At 69.3% G+C, this 19265-nt stretch carries 19 protein-coding genes; 10 read left to right on the top strand and 9 right to left on the bottom strand.

All coding sequences use genetic code 11. The features are described from left to right. Positions 1-19: 19 nt before the first annotated feature. The 5 genes from ACX80K_RS15905 to ACX80K_RS15885 all read right to left on the bottom strand — a co-directional run bounded on the left by ACX80K_RS15905 (position 20) and on the right by ACX80K_RS15885 (position 4117). Entirely contained in the window at positions 20-1126 is a 1107-nt protein-coding gene (locus ACX80K_RS15905; protein WP_459272870.1) for a YihY/virulence factor BrkB family protein, read from the bottom strand. Beyond that, complete coding sequence (locus tag ACX80K_RS15900) at positions 1086-1613, bottom strand: 2'-5' RNA ligase family protein (RefSeq protein ID WP_459272869.1); 528 nt, start codon at positions 1611-1613, stop codon at positions 1086-1088. The genes ACX80K_RS15905 and ACX80K_RS15900 overlap by 41 nt, the downstream gene beginning before the upstream one ends. A gap of 75 nt (positions 1614-1688) precedes the next feature. Beyond that, complete coding sequence (gene trpS, locus ACX80K_RS15895) at positions 1689-2732, bottom strand: tryptophan--tRNA ligase (RefSeq protein ID WP_459272868.1); 1044 nt, start codon at positions 2730-2732, stop codon at positions 1689-1691. 18 nt (positions 2733-2750) lie between these two features. Then, positions 2751-3575 carry an exodeoxyribonuclease III gene (locus ACX80K_RS15890; protein WP_459272867.1) on the bottom strand — a complete coding sequence of 275 codons (825 nt, stop codon included), beginning with the start codon at positions 3573-3575 and terminating at the stop codon, positions 2751-2753. A 53-nt stretch (positions 3576-3628) separates the two neighbouring features. Continuing rightward, positions 3629-4117, bottom strand: a complete 489-nt coding sequence (locus tag ACX80K_RS15885; protein ID WP_459272866.1) for a hypothetical protein — start codon at positions 4115-4117, stop codon at positions 3629-3631. A 172-nt stretch (positions 4118-4289) separates the two neighbouring features. Between ACX80K_RS15885 and ACX80K_RS15880 the strand changes: the two genes are divergently transcribed. Beyond that, positions 4290-5066 carry a hypothetical protein gene (locus tag ACX80K_RS15880; protein ID WP_459272865.1) on the top strand — a complete coding sequence of 259 codons (777 nt, stop codon included), beginning with the start codon at positions 4290-4292 and terminating at the stop codon, positions 5064-5066. Positions 5067-5078: 12 nt separating this feature from the next. Beyond that, positions 5079-5771 (top strand): class F sortase, encoded by a 693-nt coding sequence (locus tag ACX80K_RS15875; protein WP_459272864.1) that lies wholly within the window; start codon positions 5079-5081, stop codon positions 5769-5771. A gap of 36 nt (positions 5772-5807) precedes the next feature. Here ACX80K_RS15875 and ACX80K_RS15870 read toward each other — a convergent pair whose 3' ends face one another. Genes ACX80K_RS15870 through glyA form a run of 3 tightly spaced genes read right to left on the bottom strand, consistent with a single transcriptional unit; the run spans position 5808 to position 8186 of the window. Further along, a complete protein-coding gene (locus tag ACX80K_RS15870; protein ID WP_459272863.1) occupies positions 5808-6701 on the bottom strand; it encodes a bifunctional methylenetetrahydrofolate dehydrogenase/methenyltetrahydrofolate cyclohydrolase in 894 nt (297 codons plus the stop codon). 31 nt (positions 6702-6732) lie between these two features. Next, complete coding sequence (locus tag ACX80K_RS15865; RefSeq protein WP_459272862.1) at positions 6733-6885, bottom strand: hypothetical protein; 153 nt, start codon at positions 6883-6885, stop codon at positions 6733-6735. Beyond that, positions 6879-8186, bottom strand: a complete 1308-nt coding sequence (gene glyA, locus ACX80K_RS15860) for a serine hydroxymethyltransferase (RefSeq protein ID WP_459272861.1) — start codon at positions 8184-8186, stop codon at positions 6879-6881. Before glyA ends, ACX80K_RS15865 begins: the two co-directional genes overlap by 7 nt. A 333-nt stretch (positions 8187-8519) precedes the next feature. Between glyA and ACX80K_RS15855 the strand changes: the two genes are divergently transcribed. The 8 genes from ACX80K_RS15855 to ACX80K_RS15820 all read left to right on the top strand — a co-directional run bounded on the left by ACX80K_RS15855 (position 8520) and on the right by ACX80K_RS15820 (position 17715). After that, complete coding sequence (locus ACX80K_RS15855; RefSeq protein ID WP_459272907.1) at positions 8520-9656, top strand: FAD-dependent oxidoreductase; 1137 nt, start codon at positions 8520-8522, stop codon at positions 9654-9656. Beyond that, positions 9657-10517 (top strand): formyltetrahydrofolate deformylase, encoded by an 861-nt coding sequence (purU, locus tag ACX80K_RS15850; RefSeq protein WP_459272860.1) that lies wholly within the window; start codon positions 9657-9659, stop codon positions 10515-10517. A 24-nt stretch (positions 10518-10541) separates the two neighbouring features. Next, positions 10542-11063: a gamma carbonic anhydrase family protein gene (locus tag ACX80K_RS15845; RefSeq protein WP_459272859.1), complete on the top strand. Its 522-nt coding sequence runs from the start codon at positions 10542-10544 to the stop codon at positions 11061-11063. A 32-nt stretch (positions 11064-11095) separates the two neighbouring features. Beyond that, positions 11096-12319 carry an ROK family transcriptional regulator gene (locus ACX80K_RS15840; protein ID WP_459272858.1) on the top strand — a complete coding sequence of 408 codons (1224 nt, stop codon included), beginning with the start codon at positions 11096-11098 and terminating at the stop codon, positions 12317-12319. 126 nt (positions 12320-12445) lie between these two features. Beyond that, the gene (gene mmsA / locus ACX80K_RS15835) at positions 12446-13984 is read left to right on the top strand and encodes a multiple monosaccharide ABC transporter ATP-binding protein (RefSeq protein WP_459272857.1); all 1539 of its coding nucleotides are present in this window, start codon (positions 12446-12448) and stop codon (positions 13982-13984) included. Positions 13985-14008: 24 nt separating this feature from the next. Further along, a complete protein-coding gene (mmsB, locus tag ACX80K_RS15830; RefSeq protein WP_459272856.1) occupies positions 14009-15310 on the top strand; it encodes a multiple monosaccharide ABC transporter permease in 1302 nt (433 codons plus the stop codon). Positions 15311-15379: 69 nt separating this feature from the next. After that, positions 15380-16477, top strand: a complete 1098-nt coding sequence (locus tag ACX80K_RS15825) for a substrate-binding domain-containing protein (RefSeq protein ID WP_459272855.1) — start codon at positions 15380-15382, stop codon at positions 16475-16477. Positions 16478-16635: 158 nt separating this feature from the next. Then, positions 16636-17715, top strand: coding sequence for a Gfo/Idh/MocA family protein (locus ACX80K_RS15820; RefSeq protein ID WP_459272854.1), 1080 nt, complete (start codon positions 16636-16638; stop codon positions 17713-17715). Positions 17716-17803: 88 nt separating this feature from the next. Here the strand turns inward: ACX80K_RS15820 and ACX80K_RS15815 are convergent. Then, positions 17804-19265: hypothetical protein (locus ACX80K_RS15815; protein ID WP_459272853.1), on the bottom strand; the 1462-nt coding region annotated here is incomplete at its 5' end.

Here is a 19265-nt window from a genome sequence, read left to right as displayed (position 1 = left end):
AGGGGGCATCGACGGCAGGTCAGGGGCCGGTCGTCCGCTGCGCGCGGCCCTTCCGGCGGCTGCGCTGCCACAGGGTCCCGGCCTTCGCCTGAAGGTCGCGATCGGAGGCGACGCCGGCGTCCGCCGTCCCGATGGCGCACCAGGCGGTGGCCAGCAGGTAGACCTGGCTGAGCAGGAAGAACCAGATGAACAGCGCGAGGATCACCGCGAAGGACAGCAGGAGCGGGTTGTTGCCGAAGCCGGCCAGGATCTGCGCCGAGAACGTACGGAGCAGCGTGGTGCCCAGCCCGGCGATGATCGCGCCCTGGAACAGGATCCGCCGCGGCATCTCGATGGCCGAGGTCGTGCGGAACAGGACCACGGCCACGAGGATGTCCAGCAGGATCATCGCCGCGAAGCCTGCCGCCTGCGTCAGGATCTGGCTCGCGGCGTTCAGCTGCAGGACGGTGAGGAGCGCCCCGACGGTGTTGTTGGCGATCACCCCGAGTGCGGTCGTCACCACCATGATGACCCCGAGCAGCGCGAGCGTCCCGAGGTCCTTGACCCAGAGGACCACAGGCGGGACCGCGACGGGCTGCAGAGCGAAGATGCCGCGCATGGCCTGCCTCATGCCACCGATCCACCCGAGCGCGGTCACGACCATCACCGCCGACGAGACGACGATCGCCCAGCCGAGCCCGCTGGTGACCTCGAAGAGCCGCTCGGCGGTCACCAGGCCGTTCTCGCCGCCCTCCTCGCCGATGAGCCCGGGCACCGCCCGGTCGATGGCGTCGACCGCGAGTTGGCGCAGGTCGACGTCGCCCGCGATGACGATGCCGAGGGCGGCGAACGCGACGACGAGGAGCGCGGCGATGGCGAAGAACAGGCGGTAGGCCAGTCCCGCGGCCATGAGGGGCCCGCGCCGCTCGTTGTACAGCAGGACCACACGGACGACGCGCAGCGTGAAGAACCGGCACAGGAACAGATCGACCCGCGCCAGGAGGAGCTCGGTACCCCCGACCCCGGAACGGGTCAGCCGGCCGACCTTGACCTGCGCCTCGATGGCCCTGCGCTGCAGGTCGGGCAGGTTCGCCGGCGACGGCTGCTCAACCCGCGGCGGCTTCGGAGCTGTCAGCGTCCTCGCCAAAGCGCAGCTCCTCCCTGAGTTTCCACAAGCCGGACGGCACGTGTTCGTACAGTCCCATGGTCCGTACCTCGAAGGACGCCTCGAACCCGTGGAGCACGTCGGCGGCGGCGTCCAGCCCGGCCTCCGAGACGTCGTGCGCCACCGTGACGTGCGGGTGGAAGGGGAACTCGAGGTCGCGGTCCAGCGGTCCGGCCTGGAGTCTCGCATGCAGCTCCACGCACTCGTCGAAGCCCTCCACGAGGTTCAGGAACACCACCGGCGAGACCGGCCGGAAGGATCCGGTACCGCGCAGCCGCACCGTGAAGGGACGCTGCCGGCGCGCCACGGCCCGCACGTGCTCGATGGTCTCCTCCCAGTCGGTCGCCGGGGTGGTGGTGATGAGCGTGATGTGGGGCGGCACGACCGCCGCCATGGGATCGCCGAAGGACGCCCGCCAGGACTCCAGGTCGCCGGCGAGCGGTTCGGGGATGGGGATGGTGACACCCACGCAGCTACCGCTGGGTCGGGGGCGGGTCAGGGCCGTCACCGCTCCGTGGGGCTGCCCGGTCGAGGTGCACATGGATCAGAGGGCCCCCGCGCCGGGGAGGAAACCCACCCTGGCGTAGACGTCCGCGAGCGTGGGGGCGGCGAGTTCGCGCGCCTTCGCGGCGCCCTTCGCCAGCAGACGGTCGAGTTCGGCGGGGTCGGACAGCAACTCCTCGGCGCGCGTCCGCACGGGCGTGAGGGCCTCGACGACGACCTCCGCCAGGTCCACCTTGAGGTGCCCGTACATGCGCCCCTCGTACTCGGCCTCGAGGTCCGCGAGGGTGCGGCCGGACAGGGCCGAGTAGATGGTCAGCAGGTTCGAGATCCCCGGCTTCTCCGCCGGGTCGAACCGGATCTCGGTGCCGGCGTCGGTGACGGCGGACCGGATGCGCTTGGCCGTGGTCTTCGGGTCGTCGAGCAGGTTCACGAGACCGGCAGGCGACGGACCGGACTTGGACATCTTCGCCGTCGGGTTCTGCAGGTCGTAGATCTTCGCCGATTCCTTCTGGATGAACGGCTTCGGGAGCACGAACGTCTCGCCGTACCGCGTGTTGAACCGCTGTGCCAGGTCGCGGCTGAGCTCCACGTGCTGGCGCTGGTCCTCGCCGACGGGGACGCCGTCCGGCTGGTAGAGCAGGATGTCGGCGGCCTGGAGGATCGGGTAGGTGAAGAGGCCGACGCTGGAGAGGTCGGTGCCCTGCTTGGAGGCCTTGTCCTTGAACTGGGTCATGCGGGACGCCTCGCCGAAGCCGGTGAAGCAGTTGAGCACCCAGGCGAGCTGCGCGTGCTCGGGGACGTGGGACTGCACGAAGAGCGTGGCCCGGTCCGGGTCGACGCCCCCGGCGATGTACTGCGCCGCCGTCAACCGGGTGCGCTGCGCCAGTTCCTGCGGGTCCTGGGGGACGGTGATGGCATGGAGGTCGGGGATGAAGAAGACGGCGTCGTAGGTCTCCTGGAGGCGTACCCAGTGGACGAGCGCACCGAGGTAGTTGCCGAGGTGCAGCGAACCCGCGGACGGCTGCATGCCGGAGAGGATGCGCTGGCGCCGGCCGGTGGCCGATGCGGGCGGGGGAAGAGTCATGGGGGGCTGTCCTGGGTCCTAGATCTGGTAGTCGACGACGAGCGGGGCGTGGTCCGAGAACCTCGTGTCCCAGCTCGGCGCCCTGTCGACCTCGGCGGTCACGGCGCTCTTCGCCAGGGCCTGCGTGGCCAGCTGGTAGTCGATGCGCCAGCCCGTGTCGTTGTCGAAGGCCTTGCCCCGCCAGGACCACCACGTGTACGGCCCGTCGACGTCCCCCGCGAGAAGCCGGGCGACGTCGAGGAAACCGCACTCGTCGGAGAGGAAGCGGTCGAAGTAGGCGCGTTCCTCGGGGAGGAAGCCGGCCTTCGTGAGGTTGCCCTTCCAGTTCCTGATGTCGAGCCGGGTGTGGCCGACGTTGAGGTCGCCCATGACCACGGCGTGGTCGGCGCCGTCCCTGAGCCCGGGCAGCCGGGCCGTCATCGCGTCGAGGAAGCGGAACTTGTCGTCCTGCTTCTGCGTACCGACCTCGCCGGAGTGGACGTAGGCGCTGACCACGGTGAGGCCGGCGCCGTCGACGTCGAAGTCCGCCTCGACCCACCGGCCGGCGGTGTCGAAGTAGCTGTCGCCGATGGAGGTCCGCGTCGCGACGGGTGCCTTGCGCGAGGCGATGGCCACGCCGGCCCGCCCCTTGGCCTCGGCCTCGGTGTGGAGGATGTGCCAGTCCTCTCCGAGGAGGCTGCGGACGACGGCGTCGGGCGCGCGGACCTCTTGCAGGCAGAGGATGTCGATGGCACGCCCGTCCAGCCACTCCTGCATGCCGCGCTTGTAGGCGGCGCGGATCCCGTTGACGTTCACGGAGGCGATGCGCAGGCTCTCCTGCGGAGGATTCGGTGCCGGATTCACCCGATCAACCTTACCCCGGAGGGTATCCCCCGGACCTCCCGGCGAGACGCCGCTCACTCGACGACTGTCCCCTCGACAGGACCCTCGGTCGACCCCTTCATGAGGGAGCGGGCGTTGTGCGAGGTGATCTCGATCGTCTCGAGTGCGCGCTCGACCATCCCCTCGTCCCTGCCGAGATATTCGCGGACGACCCCGACCTGCACCTGCACGATCTTGAAGCTGTGGTCGAGTTTCAGGTCCCGTGCGCGGTCGGCTGCGGCGGGACCGGCGGGTGACTGACCGGCCGGCCCGAAGGCGGCATGGCCCTGCAGGCGCACCGCCGCCTTCCGCGCCGCCGAGCGTAGGCTGAGGACCACGAAGCTGAAGATCAGGAGCCACCCCAGCGAGATGATCACCACCAGCCAGCCGATGACGTCGTTCTGGTTCGCCGCGAAGACCACGGCGACCAGGAACACGACCAGCATCACGGCCATCCCCGCGCTCCCCATGCGCATGCTCACCGCCCGGCCAGCCGGTCGGTCATTGCTCCCTAGTGTCTGCATGGGATCCATTCTTCCGTATACCCGGGCCCTCCCCCGTGCCTTCCACCGCTGGCGAACTGTCAGGATTCTCGAAGTTCTCTCCCAACTCCGCCCATCCGTGATGCCCATCACCGCGAAGTACTGACATGCGCGCCCCACAGCGCGCCTCACTCGCACTACGGAGGAACTACCCATGAACAAGAAGATGCGTTTCCTGGCAGTACCCGCCCTGGCCATCAGCGCCGTCGCCCTGGCCGGCTCCCCCGCGATGGCGGCCGACGCCAGCTACTCCTCGACCCTCGGTCAGCTGAACGGCACCACGGGCACCGGCACGATCACCGTCGACGTCGTCGGCGACCAGGCCACGGTCAACCTCCAGGTCTCCGGTCTCGCCCAGACCTTCATGGACGCGCCGTACCCGCACGTCCAGCACATCCACGGTGGCGCCAAGGGCGTCTGCCCGACCCCGGCCAACGACGCCAACGGTGACGGCATCGTGAACGTCGCCGAAGGTGCCCCGGGCTACGGTGACATCCAGACGACCCTGACCACCTCCGGTGCCACCACGCCGGCCGAGGGCCTCAACCTGGCACTCGGTGGCCAGGGTGGAACCTACTCCATCCAGCGCACCATCACGCTCGACGCCGCGACCCAGAAGTCCCTCGAGGACGGCGTCGCCGTCGTCGTCGTGCACGGTCTGGATCCCGCGACCGCAGGCGTCCCCGCAGAGGTCTTCAACAGCCCCTCGGAGCTCAACCCGGACCTGCCCCTCGGCGCCACCTCCCCCGCCCTGTGCGGAACCCTCGTCCAGACCCAGATGGGCGCCATGCCGTCCGGTGGAGCTGACACCGGTGTCGCCACCGAGTCCTCCAACTCGACCGGCATGATGGCCCTCGGTGGCGGACTCGTCCTTGCAGCAGCAGCCGGCGGAACCTTCGCCGTCCGCCGCCGCGCAGCGCAGAACGCCTGATCCTGGTCGCTCGTGACCAGTAGAGCAACCGACCACCGCTGGGGCCTGACGGCCCCGGCGGTGGTCGCCCTTTTCCTCCTCGCCGGCTGCGGTTCCGCGGACGGCCCCTCGACGACCGCGCCGTCACCGACCGCGCCGTCACCGGCCGCGACTTCCTCGACCGCGGCACCGAGCGCCGCGCCCTCGGCTGTTCCGTCCGCCGCACCGCCGGCAGCCGCGGCGCCCGCCGCCCCGGCCCAGCCGGCTGTCCTTCCCGCCTCCGCACCGGTGACCCTCGAGATCCCGTCGATCGGTGTGCGGACGGACCTGCTCCGCCTCGGCCTCCGCGAGAACAAGAGCCTTGAGGTGCCGCCCGATGGCCCGGGCGCCCCCGCGAGCTGGTACGACCAGTCCCCCACCCCCGGCGATCGGGGTCCTTCGGTGATGCTCGGCCACGTCAATGCGACCGATGGCGGCAAGGGTGTCTTCGCCGATCTCCGGGCGCTGAAGTCCGGCGACCGGATCAGCGTCGCGCGTGAGGACGGGACGACGGCGGTCTTCGAGTTCCAGCGCGGTGAGGCCTACCAGAAGGACGAGTTCCCGACCGTCACGGTGTACGGCAACACCCCGGGCTCCGAGCTGCGTCTCATCACGTGCGACGGCTACAACCCGGACACCGGCGCTTTCGACGACAACTACGTCGTGTACGCCACCCTCGTCCTCTAGCAGGAAGCCCGGCACCCTGCCCGGCCTGAGGTGATGCTAGGCGGAGGCCGCCCGACGCTCCGCCGCGTCGACGACATTGGTCAGCAGCATCGCCCGGGTCATCGGGCCGACGCCCCCGGGGTTCGGGGACAGCCATGCGGCCACCGACGCCGCCGCGGGGTCGACGTCGCCCGTCAGCCTCGCCTTGCCGGTCGCCGGGTCCTGGACGCGGCTGACCCCGACGTCGAGCACGATCGCACCGGGCTTGAGGTGCTCCGCCGTGATCATGTGCGGGATCCCCGCCGCGGCGACGACGACGTCCGCGCGGCCGAGGTGATCGGCGAGGTCGACGGTGCCGGTGTGCGCGAGCGTCACGGTCGCGTTGACCTGCTTGCGCGTCAGCAGCAGTCCCAGTGGACGCCCGACCGTCACCCCCCGCCCGACCACGAGCACGTCGAGCCCCTTGAGCGCGACGTCGTGCCGGAGCAGGAGCTCCACGATCCCGTGCGGCGTGCACGGCAGCGGCGAGCCCATGGGCGCGTTGACGTTCAGGACCAGCTTCCCCAGGTTGGTGGGGTGCAGGCCGTCGGCGTCCTTCGCCGGGTCGATGCGCTCGAGGATCGCGTTGGTGTTGATGTGCGTGGGCAGGGGGAGCTGCACGATGTAGCCGGTCGTGGCGTCGTCGTCGTTCAGTTCGTCGAGGACTGCCTCGAGCTCCTCCTGCGTGATCGTGTCGGGCAGGTCCCGCCGGATCGAGGTGATCCCGACCTCGGCGCAGTCGCGGTGCTTGCCGGCGACGTAGGAGGAGCTGCCGGGATCGTCCCCCACGAGGACCGTCCCGAGCCCGGGCGTGACGCCGCGCTCGCGCAGCGCCGTCACACGCTCGGCGAGTTCGGCCTTGATCCGGGCTGCGGTCGCCTTGCCGTCAAGGATGCGGGCTGTGGTGCTCATGGGAATCGTCCTCGTCCAGTTGCTCGTCCAGTTACGTGTCCGGCTGCGTGTCCAGTTGCTCGAGCAGGAATGCCTTGCCGCGGTCGCAGCAGCCGGTGAAGCAGCACTCCGGAGCGGGGATGTCGAAGTCCGTCGATGCGGCGGCCTGCGAGGTGAGGGCGCCGGGCGGGAGGTCGACTACCACTCCTCCTGGCCCGGGTAGAGCGGGAAGTCGGCTGCGAGCGCGGATACGCGGGCGCGGAGCGCCTCGACGTCGGGGGCGGGCTTCAGCGCGGCCGCGATGATCTCGCCCACTTCCGTGAACTCGGCGGCTCCGAAGCCTCGGGTGGCGAGCGCGGGGGTGCCGATGCGGAGGCCGGAGGTGACCATCGGCGGGCGGGGGTCGAAGGGGACGGCGTTGCGGTTGACCGTGATGCCGACGGAGTGCAGCACGTCCTCCGCCTGCTGGCCGTCCAGCGACGAGTTGCGCAGGTCCACGAGGACGAGGTGGACGTCGGTGCCGCCGGTGAGCACCGATACCCCGTGCTCGGTGACGTCGGAGGCGGTGAGGCGCTCGGCGATGATGCGCGCACCCTCCATCACGCGGTCCTGGCGTTCCTTGAACTCGGCCGAGCCGGCGATCTTGAAGGCCGTGGCCTTGCCCGCGATGACGTGCATGAGCGGCCCGCCCTGCTGGCCGGGGAAGACGTTCGAGTTGATCTTCTTCGCCCACTCCTGCTTGGCGAGGATCACGCCGGAGCGGGGCCCGGCGAGCGTCTTGTGCACCGTGGAGGTGACGACGTCGGAGTACGGGACGGGGCTGGGGTGCACGCCCGCGGCGACGAGCCCGGCGAAGTGCGCCATGTCGGTCCACAGGAGTGCGCCGACCTCGTCGGCGATGGACCGGAAGGCGGCGAAGTCGAGCTGGCGCGGGTAGGCCGACCAGCCCGCGATGATCACCTGGGGCTTCTCGGCCAGGGCCTGCTCGCGGACACGCTCCATGTCGAGGCGGTGGGTGTCCTCCTCGACGCCGTAGGCCGCGACCTCGTAGAGCTTCCCGGAGAAGTTGAGCTTCATGCCGTGGGTGAGGTGCCCGCCGTGCGCGAGGGACAGGCCCATGATCTTGTCGCCCGGCTTGATCATGGCGGAGAGGGCGGCGGCGTTGGCCTGCGCGCCGGAGTGCGGCTGGACGTTCGCGAACTCCGCCCCGAACAGGGCCTTGACGCGCTCGATGGCGAGGTTCTCCGCCACGTCGACATGCTCGCAGCCGCCGTAGTAGCGGCGGCCGGGGTAGCCCTCGGCGTACTTGTTGGTGAGGACGCTGCCCTGGGCCTCGAGGACCGCGCGGGGCGCGAAGTTCTCGGAGGCGATCATCTCGAGGGTGTCGCGCTGTCGCGCGAGCTCGTCGCGGAGGACGGCGGCGATCTCCGGGTCCACCTCGGACAGGGGCGCGTTGGTGACGGAATCGGCGGCAGCGTGGGACGGGGCCATGGGCGAGGTGGTCATCGGTCGATCCTTCTCTGGGTTCCGCAAGGGGTCAGCGTGTCGCGGACCGGCGGATCGATGTCCGCCCGGCCGCTCATGGAACGTGACCCGCGGCCCAGGCGTGCGATCCGTGGTCTGCACTGGAAGGCCAGGCTCTCCCGGAGGATCCTGGTTCCGCGCCGCTTCCTGGTGGTTGCCCACCCTACGCCAGTCGCGACGCTCCCATGCTAGCTGCACTGCACGCCGCGTCGCCACCGGCGCCCGTGCCGCCCGGAATAGGGCGGAACCGGAGGCGGTTCCCGTCAGGAGACCGGCGTGCCGACGGGCGGGCGCCGCAGCGAGGAGTCGGACGGCATGCGCGGGACGGAGCAGCAGGAAACGGCGGGGTCCCTGGTCCGCCGGGTGCGGGTCGTTGTGATCGGCGCCGGCCAGGCGGGGCTGAGCAGCGCCTACTACCTGGCCCGGCGGGGCCTCGCCCCGCACCGAGACGTCGTGGTCCTCGACGCCAACCCGGCCCCGGGCGGGGCGTGGCTGCACCGCTGGCCCTCCCTGACCTTCGACTCCGCCCATGCGCTGCACAGCCTTCCCGGCTTCCCCCTCGGGACGCCGGATCCGCAGGAGCCGGCCTCCGCCGTCGTGAACCGCTACTACGGGGCGTTCGAGCGCGAGTTCGGCCTGCCGGTGGTCCGGCCGGTCTCCGTGCTCCGCGTCGAGCCCGAAGGACCCGGCAAGGAGGGCCCCCTCAGGATCACGACGACGGGAGGCACATGGATCGCCGACGTCGTCATCAACGCGACGGGCACCTGGGACCGCCCGTACTGGCCCTACTACCGAGGGCGGGACGTGTTCGCCGGACGCCAGCTGCACACGCACGACTTCCGGTCGGCGGCCGAGTTCGCCGGGCAGCGCGTCCTCGTCGTCGGCGGCGGGACCTCCGCCGTGCAGTTCCTGCTGCAGCTGGCGGAGGCCGGTGCGAGGACCGCGTGGTCCACGCGCCGACCGCCATCCTTCACCCGTCGTGCGTTCGACCCCGAGTGGGGTCGGGAGGTCGAGGCGGAGGTCTCCGCGCGGACGAGCGCCGGCCTCCCTCCGGCCAGCGTGGTGTCGGTCACCGGCCTGTCACTCACCCCGCAGTACCAGGCGGGGATCGACGCCGGCATCCTCGTCTCGCGCGGCCCCCTCACCGGGCTGCGCAAGCATTCGGCGGTCTTCGCCGACGGCTCCGAGGACCCCGTCGACGCGGTCCTCTGGGCGACGGGCTTCAGGGCCGCGCTCGACCACCTGGCCCCCCTGCGGCTCCGGGAACCGGGCGGCGGCATCCGGGTCGACGGCGTGCGGGTGGCGAAGGAGCCCCGGCTGCTGCTCGTCGGCTACGGCGCCTCGGCCTCGACGCTCGGTGCATCCAGGGCCGGCCGTGCGGCGGCGATCGCGGCGACGGACGAGCTGCGCGGCCTCGCGCCCGGCCCGGAGGCTACCGGTACGCTGGCTTAGGTGGACTCCCCCGACGCATCTTCCTCGTACTCCCTCACGCTGTCCTGCCCCGACAGGCCCGGGATCGTCCACGGCGTCTCCGGCGCCCTGGTCGGGGTCGGCGCGAACATCACGGAGTCGCAGCAGTACGGCAGCCCGGACACCGGCACCTTCTTCATGCGGGTCGAGCTCACCACGGGCGCGGGCCTGCAGGACCTCCGCGCGGCCCTCGAACCCGTGGCCGCGGGCTTCGGCATGCAGTGGTCGCTCACCGCATCCGCCCGCCGCACCCGGACGCTCATCATGGTCTCGAAGGCTGCGCACTGCCTCAACGACCTCCTGTTCCAGCACCGCTCGGGCACTCTGGCCATCGACATCCCGGTCATCGTGTCCAACCACCGGGACCTCGAGGGACTCGCCGCGTTCTACGGCATCGAGTTCCACCACATCCCCGTCACGCAGGAGACCAAGCAGGACGCCGAGGATGCGCTGCGCGCCCTCATGGACCAGCACGACATCGAGCTGGTGGTCCTCGCCCGCTACATGCAGATCCTCAGCGACGGGCTCTGCGAGGACCTCCGCGGCCGCGCCATCAACATCCACCACTCGTTCCTGCCCTCCTTCAAGGGCGCCCGCCCCTACCACCAGGCCCACGCGCGCGGCGTCAAGCTGATCGGCGCCACCGCACACTACGTCACGGCGGCACTCGACGAGGGCCCGATCATCGAGCAGGAGGTCATCCGCGTCGACCACGCGCGCACCGCCGAGCACCTGGCGTCGATCGGGCGCGAACTCGAGGGACGCGCCCTGGTGCAGGCCGTGCAGTGGCACGCGGAACGGCGCGTACTGCTCGACGGGCGCCGCACGATCGTCTTCAACTGACACCTGCTGGCCTAGGCTGGCGGCATGGCACACCTCATCACGTTCCGCGGGAAGACCCCCGACCTCGGCGCCGCCGCGTTCACCGCCCCCACGGCCTCCCTCATCGGCGAGGTCACCCTCGGAGACTCCGCGAGTGTCTTCTACGGCGCGAGCGTCCGCGCGGACACCGCGCCCATCTCCGTCGGGAACGGCACCAACCTGCAGGACAACGTGGTGGTCCATGCGGACCCCGGCTACCCCGCGCGGATCGGGAACGGCGTCAGCGTCGGGCACGGCGCCGTCGTGCACGGCTGCACCATCGAGGACGACTGCCTGATCGGCATGGGCGCCACGGTCCTGAACGGAGCCGTGATCGGAACCTGCTCCCTGGTCGCGGCGGGCGCCGTCGTCCTCGAGGGCACGGTGGTCCCGCCGCGCTCGCTCGTCGCGGGGGTGCCCGCGAAGGTGCGGCGGGCACTGGACGACGACGAGGTCCAGGGGATCCGCGACAACGCCGATCGGTACACAGCACTCGCGAACGAGCATCGTCAAGCGTTAACTTCTTGACTACAAGGCCGGCCTGGGGCAATCTTGGGATCATGCCCGCAGAAATCCCCTCGACGGCGAGGACACCCCTGAGCGCCGCGCTTCCCAAGCCCGGTTCCCAGTCCGCACTGCGCGAGCAGAACCAGCGGCGTGTCATCGCAGCGCTGATGAGCGGAGGATCGCAGACGCAGGCGGAACTCTCCCGGCAGACCGGGCTGTCCACCGCCACCATCTCCAACATCGTGAAGGTCATGGCCGCCACGGGCATCGTGAACACGGCGCCGACCACGAGCTCGGGGCGCCGGGCGCTCTCCGTGATCCTCAACGACAAGGGCCAGGTCGCGGCGGGCATCGACATCGGCCGGCGCCACCTCCGCGTGGTCCTCGCCAGCCCCAACTACCGGGTCCTCCAGGAGGCCTCGGTCAGCCTCCCGCCAGGACACAGCGCCGTCGAAGGGCTCCGCGCGGCCTCCGACCTCCTCGACGCCCTCCTCGCCAACGGAGGCATCGACCGCCGCGCGCTCCTCGGCGCGGGCATCGGTATCCCCGGGCCCATCGACCGTCGCACCGGGACCGTGGTGCAGGGCGCCATCCTGCCCGAGTGGGTGGGCATCAACATCCACGACACCTTCGGGGAACGGCTGCAGGTCCCGGTCTTCATCGACAACGACGCGAACCTCGGCGCACTCGCCCAGGTGACCTGGGGTCCGCACAGTGCCGTCGAGAACCTGCTGTTCATCAAGGTGGGCTCGGGGATCGGTTCCGGGATGGTCCTCAACGGGTCGCTGTACTACGGGAACGTGGGGGTCACCGGCGAGCTGGGCCACACCACCATCAACGAGCACGGCGTCATCTGCCGGTGCGGTAACCGGGGCTGCCTCGAGACCGTCGCCTCCACCTCGACGATGATCGAACTGCTCAGCCGCGGCAGCACGGAGACCGTCGACACGCAGCGCATCATCGAGTGGGCGCTGGCCGGCGACACCGCCGCCCTCCGCGTCATCGACGACGCCGGCGCGGCCATCGGGCGGGCCCTGGCCCACGTCGCGAACATGATCAACCCCGAGACCATCGTCATCGGCGGGCCGCTGACGAGTCTCGGCGACATCCTCCTCGAGCCGGTCCGGCGCGGCCTGGCCCGCCACGCGGTCCCCATCATCGGCGAGACCACCGGCGTCTGCATGTCCTCCCTCGGCGACCGCGCGGAGGCGCTCGGCGGTGCCGCCGTCGTCCTCGCACAGCCGGGCCTCTCGCCCGCCTTCGCCAGCACGGCGTAACGTTCTCATCTCTATTTACTGTATGTTTGCGTTAAACACTTGACGACAACACCCTTCAACGTGTTCAATTCTTTCGGGCCGAGGTTGGGCCTGCACCAAGACAACGCCGTCACTGCGGGAGGCTCCATGAACAACCACACCATCCTTGAGATGCGCTCCATCACCAAGGAATTCCCGGGAGTCAAAGCCCTCTCCGACGTGTCCCTCGAGGTACGGGCGGGCGAGATCCATGCGATCTGCGGGGAGAACGGCGCCGGCAAGTCCACCCTCATGAAGGTCCTCTCGGGGCTCTACCCCCACGGCGACTACACGGGCGAGATCATCTTCCAGGGCGAAGAGGTCCAGTTCAAGGACATCCGGTCCAGCGAAGCCGCGGGCATCGTCATCATCCACCAGGAACTCGCGCTCATCCCCGAACTCTCCATCGCCGAGAACATCTTCCTCGGCAACGAGCCCACCCGCTTCGGGGTGATCGACTGGGACTACGTCAACAACACCACGCTGGAACTCATGGCGCGCGTCGGCCTCAGCGAGGACCCGATCACCAAGATCAAGGACATCGGCGTCGGCAAGCAGCAGCTGGTCGAGATCGCCAAGGCCCTCAACAAGTCCGTGAAGCTGCTCATCCTCGACGAGCCCACCGCGGCCCTCAACGAATCCGATTCCCAGCATCTCCTGGACCTCATGGCCGGGCTGCGCTCCAAGGGCATCTCGTGCATCATGATCTCCCACAAGCTCAACGAGATCGAGCAGATCGCCGATTCCATCACGATCATCCGTGACGGCAAGTCGATCGAGACCCTGCACGTCAAGAACGACGGCGTCGACGAGGACCGCATCATCCGCGGCATGGTCGGCCGGTCCCTCGAGTCCCGCTTCCCGGACCACACCCCGTCCATCGGCGAGACCTTCTTCGAGGTCCGTAACTGGACGGTCGGCCATCCGACGGTCTCCGACCGACTGGTCTGCAAGAACTCGAGCTTCCACGTCCGCCGGGGCGAGATCGTCGGGTTCGCCGGCCTCATGGGCGCAGGGCGCACCGAACTGGCCCGCTCCGTCTTCGGCCGCTCGTACGGCACGTTCAAGTCCGGGCAGATCCTCATCAACGGCAAGGAGGTCACGCTGCGCTCCGTGCCCCAGGCGATCGACGCCGGGCTGGCCTACGTGACCGAGGACCGGAAGTCGCTCGGGCTGAACCTGCTCGACGACATCAAGACCACCACGGTCTCCGCGGACCTGAAGAAGATCACCCGCGGGCTCGTGGTCGACAGGGACGAGGAGTTCCGCGTCGCCGAGGAGTACCGCCAGACGCTGCGGACCAAGACACCGAGCGTCAACGAGGGCGTCGCGAAGCTCTCCGGCGGGAACCAGCAGAAAGTGGTCCTGGCGAAGTGGATGTTCACCGACCCCGACCTGCTGATCCTCGACGAACCCACCCGCGGGATCGACGTCGGCGCGAAGTACGAGATCTACGGCATCATCCAGAAGCTCGCCGACCAGGGGAAGGGCGTCATCGTCATCTCCTCGGAGCTGCCGGAACTGCTCGGCCTCTCGGACCGGATCTACACGATCTTCGAAGGCTCGATCACGGGCGAACTGACCCGTGACGACGCGAACCAGGAATCACTGATGAAACTCATGACCGCCAGCAGGAAATCTGCCTGACCGTAGCATCCAAGGAAAGACACCATGAATTCCCTCAAACAAATCTTCGGCGGGAACACCCGCCAGTTCGGGATGATCTTCGCCCTGGTCGCGCTCGTCGTGTTCTTCCAGTGGCGCACGGGCGGGAAGACGCTCACGTCCGGCAACATGATGAACCTCTTCAACGGCAACTCGTACATCCTCATCCTGGCCATCGGCATGGTGCTCGTCATCATCGCCGGCCACATCGACCTGTCGGTCGGCTCCATCGCCGCGTTCGTCGGCATCGTCGTCGCCATCGCGATGCGCGACTGGGGCATCCCCTGGTACATGGGCGTCGTGCTCGGCCTGCTCCTCGGCGCGGTGATCGGCGTCTGGCAGGGATTCTGGGTGGCCTACGTGGGGATACCGGCGTTCATCGTCACCCTCGCCGGCATGCTCATCTTCCGGGGTGCCAACCAGGCGGTCGGTGACTCGAACACCGTCCCCGTCCCCGAGGGCTTCCAGTACCTCGGTGCGGGCTACCTCCCCGAGGTCGGACCGAACACCGGCTACAACAACCTGACCCTGCTCATCGGCCTCGCCCTCGTCGCGTTCGTCGTCTACAGCGAGTTCAAGAACCGCCGCAAGCTCGAGAAGATCAACGCCGACCTGCCGCCCATGTGGGTCCCGATCGTCAAGCTCGCGCTGCTCTCCGCCGTCATCCTCTACGCGACCTACCTGTTCGCGACGGGCCGTCCGGGCACCTCCTTCCCGATCCCCGGCATCATCCTCGGCATCCTCGTCATCATCTACGCCTTCATCTCGAACAAGACGATCCTCGGCCGCCACGTCTATGCCGTCGGTGGCAACCGCCACGCAGCCGAGCTGTCGGGCGTGCAGAGCAAGCGCGTGAACTTCATGGTCATGATGAACATGTCGATCCTCGCCGCCCTCGCCGGGATGATCTTCGTCGGCCGCTCGACCGCATCGGGGCCGTTCGACGGCACCGGGTGGGAGCTCGACGCCATCGCCGCCGTCTTCATCGGCGGTGCGGCAGTGACGGGCGGCGTCGGAACCGTGGTCGGGTCCATCATCGGCGGCCTCGTCATGGCCGTCCTGAACAACGGACTCCAGCTGCTGGGCATCGGCGCCGACCTCACGCAGATCATCAAGGGCCTCGTGCTGCTCGTCGCCGTTGCCTTCGACGTCTACAACAAGATCCAGGGCAAGCCGTCCATCATCGGCCTGCTCACCAGGAACTTCGGCGGAGGTGGCGGCGCGAAGAAGCCCACCACTCCCGCACCCCAGCCCGCCCCCACGGAGCAGGCTGTCGGAACGAAGGAAGTCATCTCCCACGACGTCTAGGGTCCAGCTCCATCGGGTCCCCGGGCATCAGAGCTCCATCCGTCCAGAAGCAAGAGAAAGAGAATGCACATGCGTAAGTTCGCAAAATCCCTCGCAGCGATCGCTGCCATATCAGCGCTGACGCTGACCGGGTGCGGCCGTGAAGAGACGGCCCCAGCAGCCGAGGGCGGCGACGGCGCCGCCGCCGGCTTCGAGACGGGGTCCGCCATCGGTATCGCGCTCCCGCAGAAGACCTCCGAGAACTGGGTCCTCGCCGAGACGCTCTTCAACGACGGCCTCACCGAGGCCGGCTACGAACCGAACGTCCAGTTCGCCAACGGCGGTGTCTCCGAGCAGCAGAACCAGATCAGCTCGATGATCACCAACGGTGTCAAGGTCCTCGTCGTCGGAGCCATCGACGGCGCGCAGCTCGGCACCCAGCTGGCGCAGGCCAAGGAAGCCGGCATCACCGTCATCGCCTACGACCGCCTCCTCACGAACACCGAGAACGTCGACTACTACGTGGCGTACGACAACTTCCAGGTCGGTGAGCTGCAGGGCCAGGCCCTCCTCGACGGCATGAAGGCCGCGAAGCCCGAAGGACCGTACAACATCGAGCTGTTCGCCGGCTCGCCCGACGATGCCAACGCGAAGGTGTTCTTCGACGGCGCGATGAGCATCCTGCAGCCCGAGATCGACAACGGCAACGTCGTCGTCGTGTCGGGCCAGGAGACCTTCGAGCAGGCCGTGACCCAGGGCTGGAAGGCGGAGAACGCCCAGCGCCGCATGGACACCCTGCTCTCCGGCAGCTACGGCTCCACCGAGCTCGACGGGGTCCTCTCCCCCAATGACACGCTCGCCCGCGCCATCCTGACCTCGGTCCAGGGTGCCGGCAAGCCCGTCCCGGTCGTCACCGGGCAGGACTCCGAGGTCGAGTCCGTGAAGTCCATCATGGAGGGCAAGCAGTACTCCACCATCAACAAGGACACCCGCGCGCTCGTCGAGCACGCCATCGAGATGGTCGGCAACCTGCAGGCAGGCGAGGAGCCCGAGATCAACGATCCCGACTCCTACGACAACGGCGTGAAGACCGTTCCCGCCTACCTCCTCGAGCCGCAGATCGTGACGAAGGAGAACGCAGCGGAGGCCTACGCCAACGACCCGACGCTGTCCGCGCTCACGAAGTAGCGTACGAACCAGATCCGTCCGGCAGCGCCACCGAGAAGCACCCCGGCCCTCGGCCGGGGTGCTTTTTGCTGCCACGGGGTGTCGGTGACGAGCGCCATTCCTGCTTCCCCCTTCTGCGGATGCTGGACGCGGCACCCGGGGACGGTAAGGATGGATTCATGAACCCACAGAACCGCATCGCTGTTCCCCCCTGCGCCGAAGCAGGAGCTCCCAGCCCCATCGTCGCCACCGGCCGTCCCCTGAAGTGGGGCGTCATCGCCACGGGTGGGATCGCCTCCAAGGTCACCCAGGACATCGCCCTGCTGGAGGACGCCGTGCTCCACGCGGTGAGCTCGCGCAGCGCGGACAGCGCCGCCGCCTTCGCCGAGCGGTTCGGCTTCGCCACGAGCTACGGGAACGACGGCGGGACGGCGGGGTACCAGCGTCTGGTGGACGACCCCGAGGTGGACGTCGTCTACATCACCACCCCGCACGGCCAGCACTACGAGGTCGCGAAGGCGGCCCTGACGGGCGGGAAGCACGTGCTCTGCGAGAAGCCGTTCACCATCAACGCGGCGGAGGCCGAGGAACTCGCGGCGCTCGCGGCCGACCGCGGGCTGTTCCTCATGGAGGCCGTGTGGACGCGCTTCCTCCCCAGCGTCAATCGGGCCTGGGACGTCATCCACTCGGGGGAACTGGGTGACATCCGGTGGGTGCAGGCCGACCTCGGCTTCGCTGCCCCCGAGGATCCGGGCAGCCGCCTGTGGGACCCGAAGGCCGGGGGTGGGGCCCTGATGGACCTCACCGTCTACCCGCTCACCTGGGCGCTGGGCTCGCTCGGCTTCCCCGACGCTGTCTCCGCCGTCGGGACCCTCAACGACGACGGCGTGGATCTGCAGGCCGCCGTGACCCTCAGCTACGGGAGCGGGGCATACGCCCAGCTGTCATCGTCGTTCATCGCCGCCTGCCCGGGGCAGGCGACGGTCTGCGGATCCAGGGGCTGGCTGAAGACCGGCGGCGGGAACCTCCACAATCCGAAGACACTGACGATCAAGGCCGGGCAGGACGAGGCCCGGGTGGAGGAGTTCGAGCAGGTCGGCGCCGGGTACACCTACGAGCTGCGCGAGGTGACGCGCTGCATCCAGCAGGGGCTCACCGAGAGCCCGACCATGCCGGTCGGCGACACGGTGGAGACCATGCGGCTGCTCGACGGCGTCCGGGCGCAGATCGGCCTGCGGTACGAGAACGACGCCGCCTGACGGATCGTCGGGACCGGCGCTCGCCGAAGGACAGGCCCCCGCAGCCTTCGCTGCGGGGGCCTGTCCTTTCTGTCGTACCTGGACCGGCCTAGGCACGTGCCTTCGAGCGGCGTGCAACAACCAGACCGCCTGCGCCGGCCAGGAGCAGGAGCGATCCGAGGAGCAGGATCTGCTGCTCGGCGAATCCGGTGGAGGCCAGGGCCTTCGGGGTGCTGCCGGCCACACCTGCTGCCGTGGTGACCTTCACGCCGTTGCTCGCCACGGAGATCGTGCCGGGTGCGGCGTCGGTGACGGTGCCGCCGAGCGTTCCCGCGGTGTCGGTCCTGTTCGTGCCGCCGTCGTTCGTAGTGCCGTCGGGAGTGTTGCCGGCGCCGGCGCCACTGCCGTCGCCTCCGTCGTCCGAACCGTCACCAGTGCCACGGTCGGGGCCAGCGGTTCCTCCGTTGTCACCGGGCGCCGGGACCTCGGGGGCGACGGGTGTCGTCGGGTTGGTCGGGGTCGGGGTCGGGGTCGTCGGAGTGGTCGGGGTCGCCGGAGTGGTCGGAGTCGTCGGAGTCGTCGGATCGACGGGAGTTCCTGCACCTGCACTGCAGTCAGTGCTGCGATTGCCCAGGAGGGCGACACCGTTGCAGCTCACATTGACCGGCACGACGACCTCGGGAGAGATCACGTTCCCGGTCAGGACGCCGCCATCGGTCGAACCCCCGCTGGAGCCGCCGTTCGTGCCGCTGGTGGAGCCACCGTCCGTGTTGCCGGTCGAGCCCGTCGTGCAGTCAGAGGCACTGTCGCCCAGGAGGGCGGCACCGTTGCAGCCGACATTGACCGGCACGACGACCTCGGGAGAGATCACGTTCCCGGTCAGGACGCCGCCGTCGGTCGAACCCCCGCTGGAACCATCGTTCGTGCCGCTGGTGGAGCCACCGTCCGTGTTGCCGGTCGAGCCCGTCGTGCAGTCGGAGGCGCTGTCGCCCAGGAGGGCGACACCGTTGCAGCTCACATTGACCGGCACGACAACCTCGGGAGAGATCACGTTCCCGGTCAGGACGCCGCCGTCGGTCGAACCCCCGCTGGTGGAACCACCATCCGTGTTGCCGGTGGAGCCGACAGTGGTTCCGCCGGTTGAGCCCGTCGTGCAGTCAGAGGCACTGTCCCCCAGGAGGGCGACACCGTTGCAGCCGACATTCACCGGCACGACGACCTCGGGAGAGATCACGTTCCCGGTTAAGAGGCCGCCGTCGACCGCCGGAGCGGGAGCCGGAGCCGAACCGCCCGTCGAGCCCGTCGAGCCCGTCCCACCGGTCGAGGACGAATCGCCGAGGACGGCCACCGAATTACCGGACACGTTCACCGGCACGACGACCTCGGGAGAGATCACGTTCCCGGTCAGGATCCCGCCGTCGACCGCCGGAGCGGGAGCCGGAGCCGAACCGCCCGTCGAGCCCGTCGAGCCGGTCCCACCGGTCGAGGACGAATCGCCGAGGACGGCCACCGAATGACCGGACACAGGCACCGGCACGACGACCTCGGGAGAGATCACGTTCCCGGTCAGG

It is taken from the genome of Arthrobacter sorbitolis (assembly GCF_054510995.1).
This window is presented reverse-complemented; position numbering and strand designations above follow the sequence as displayed.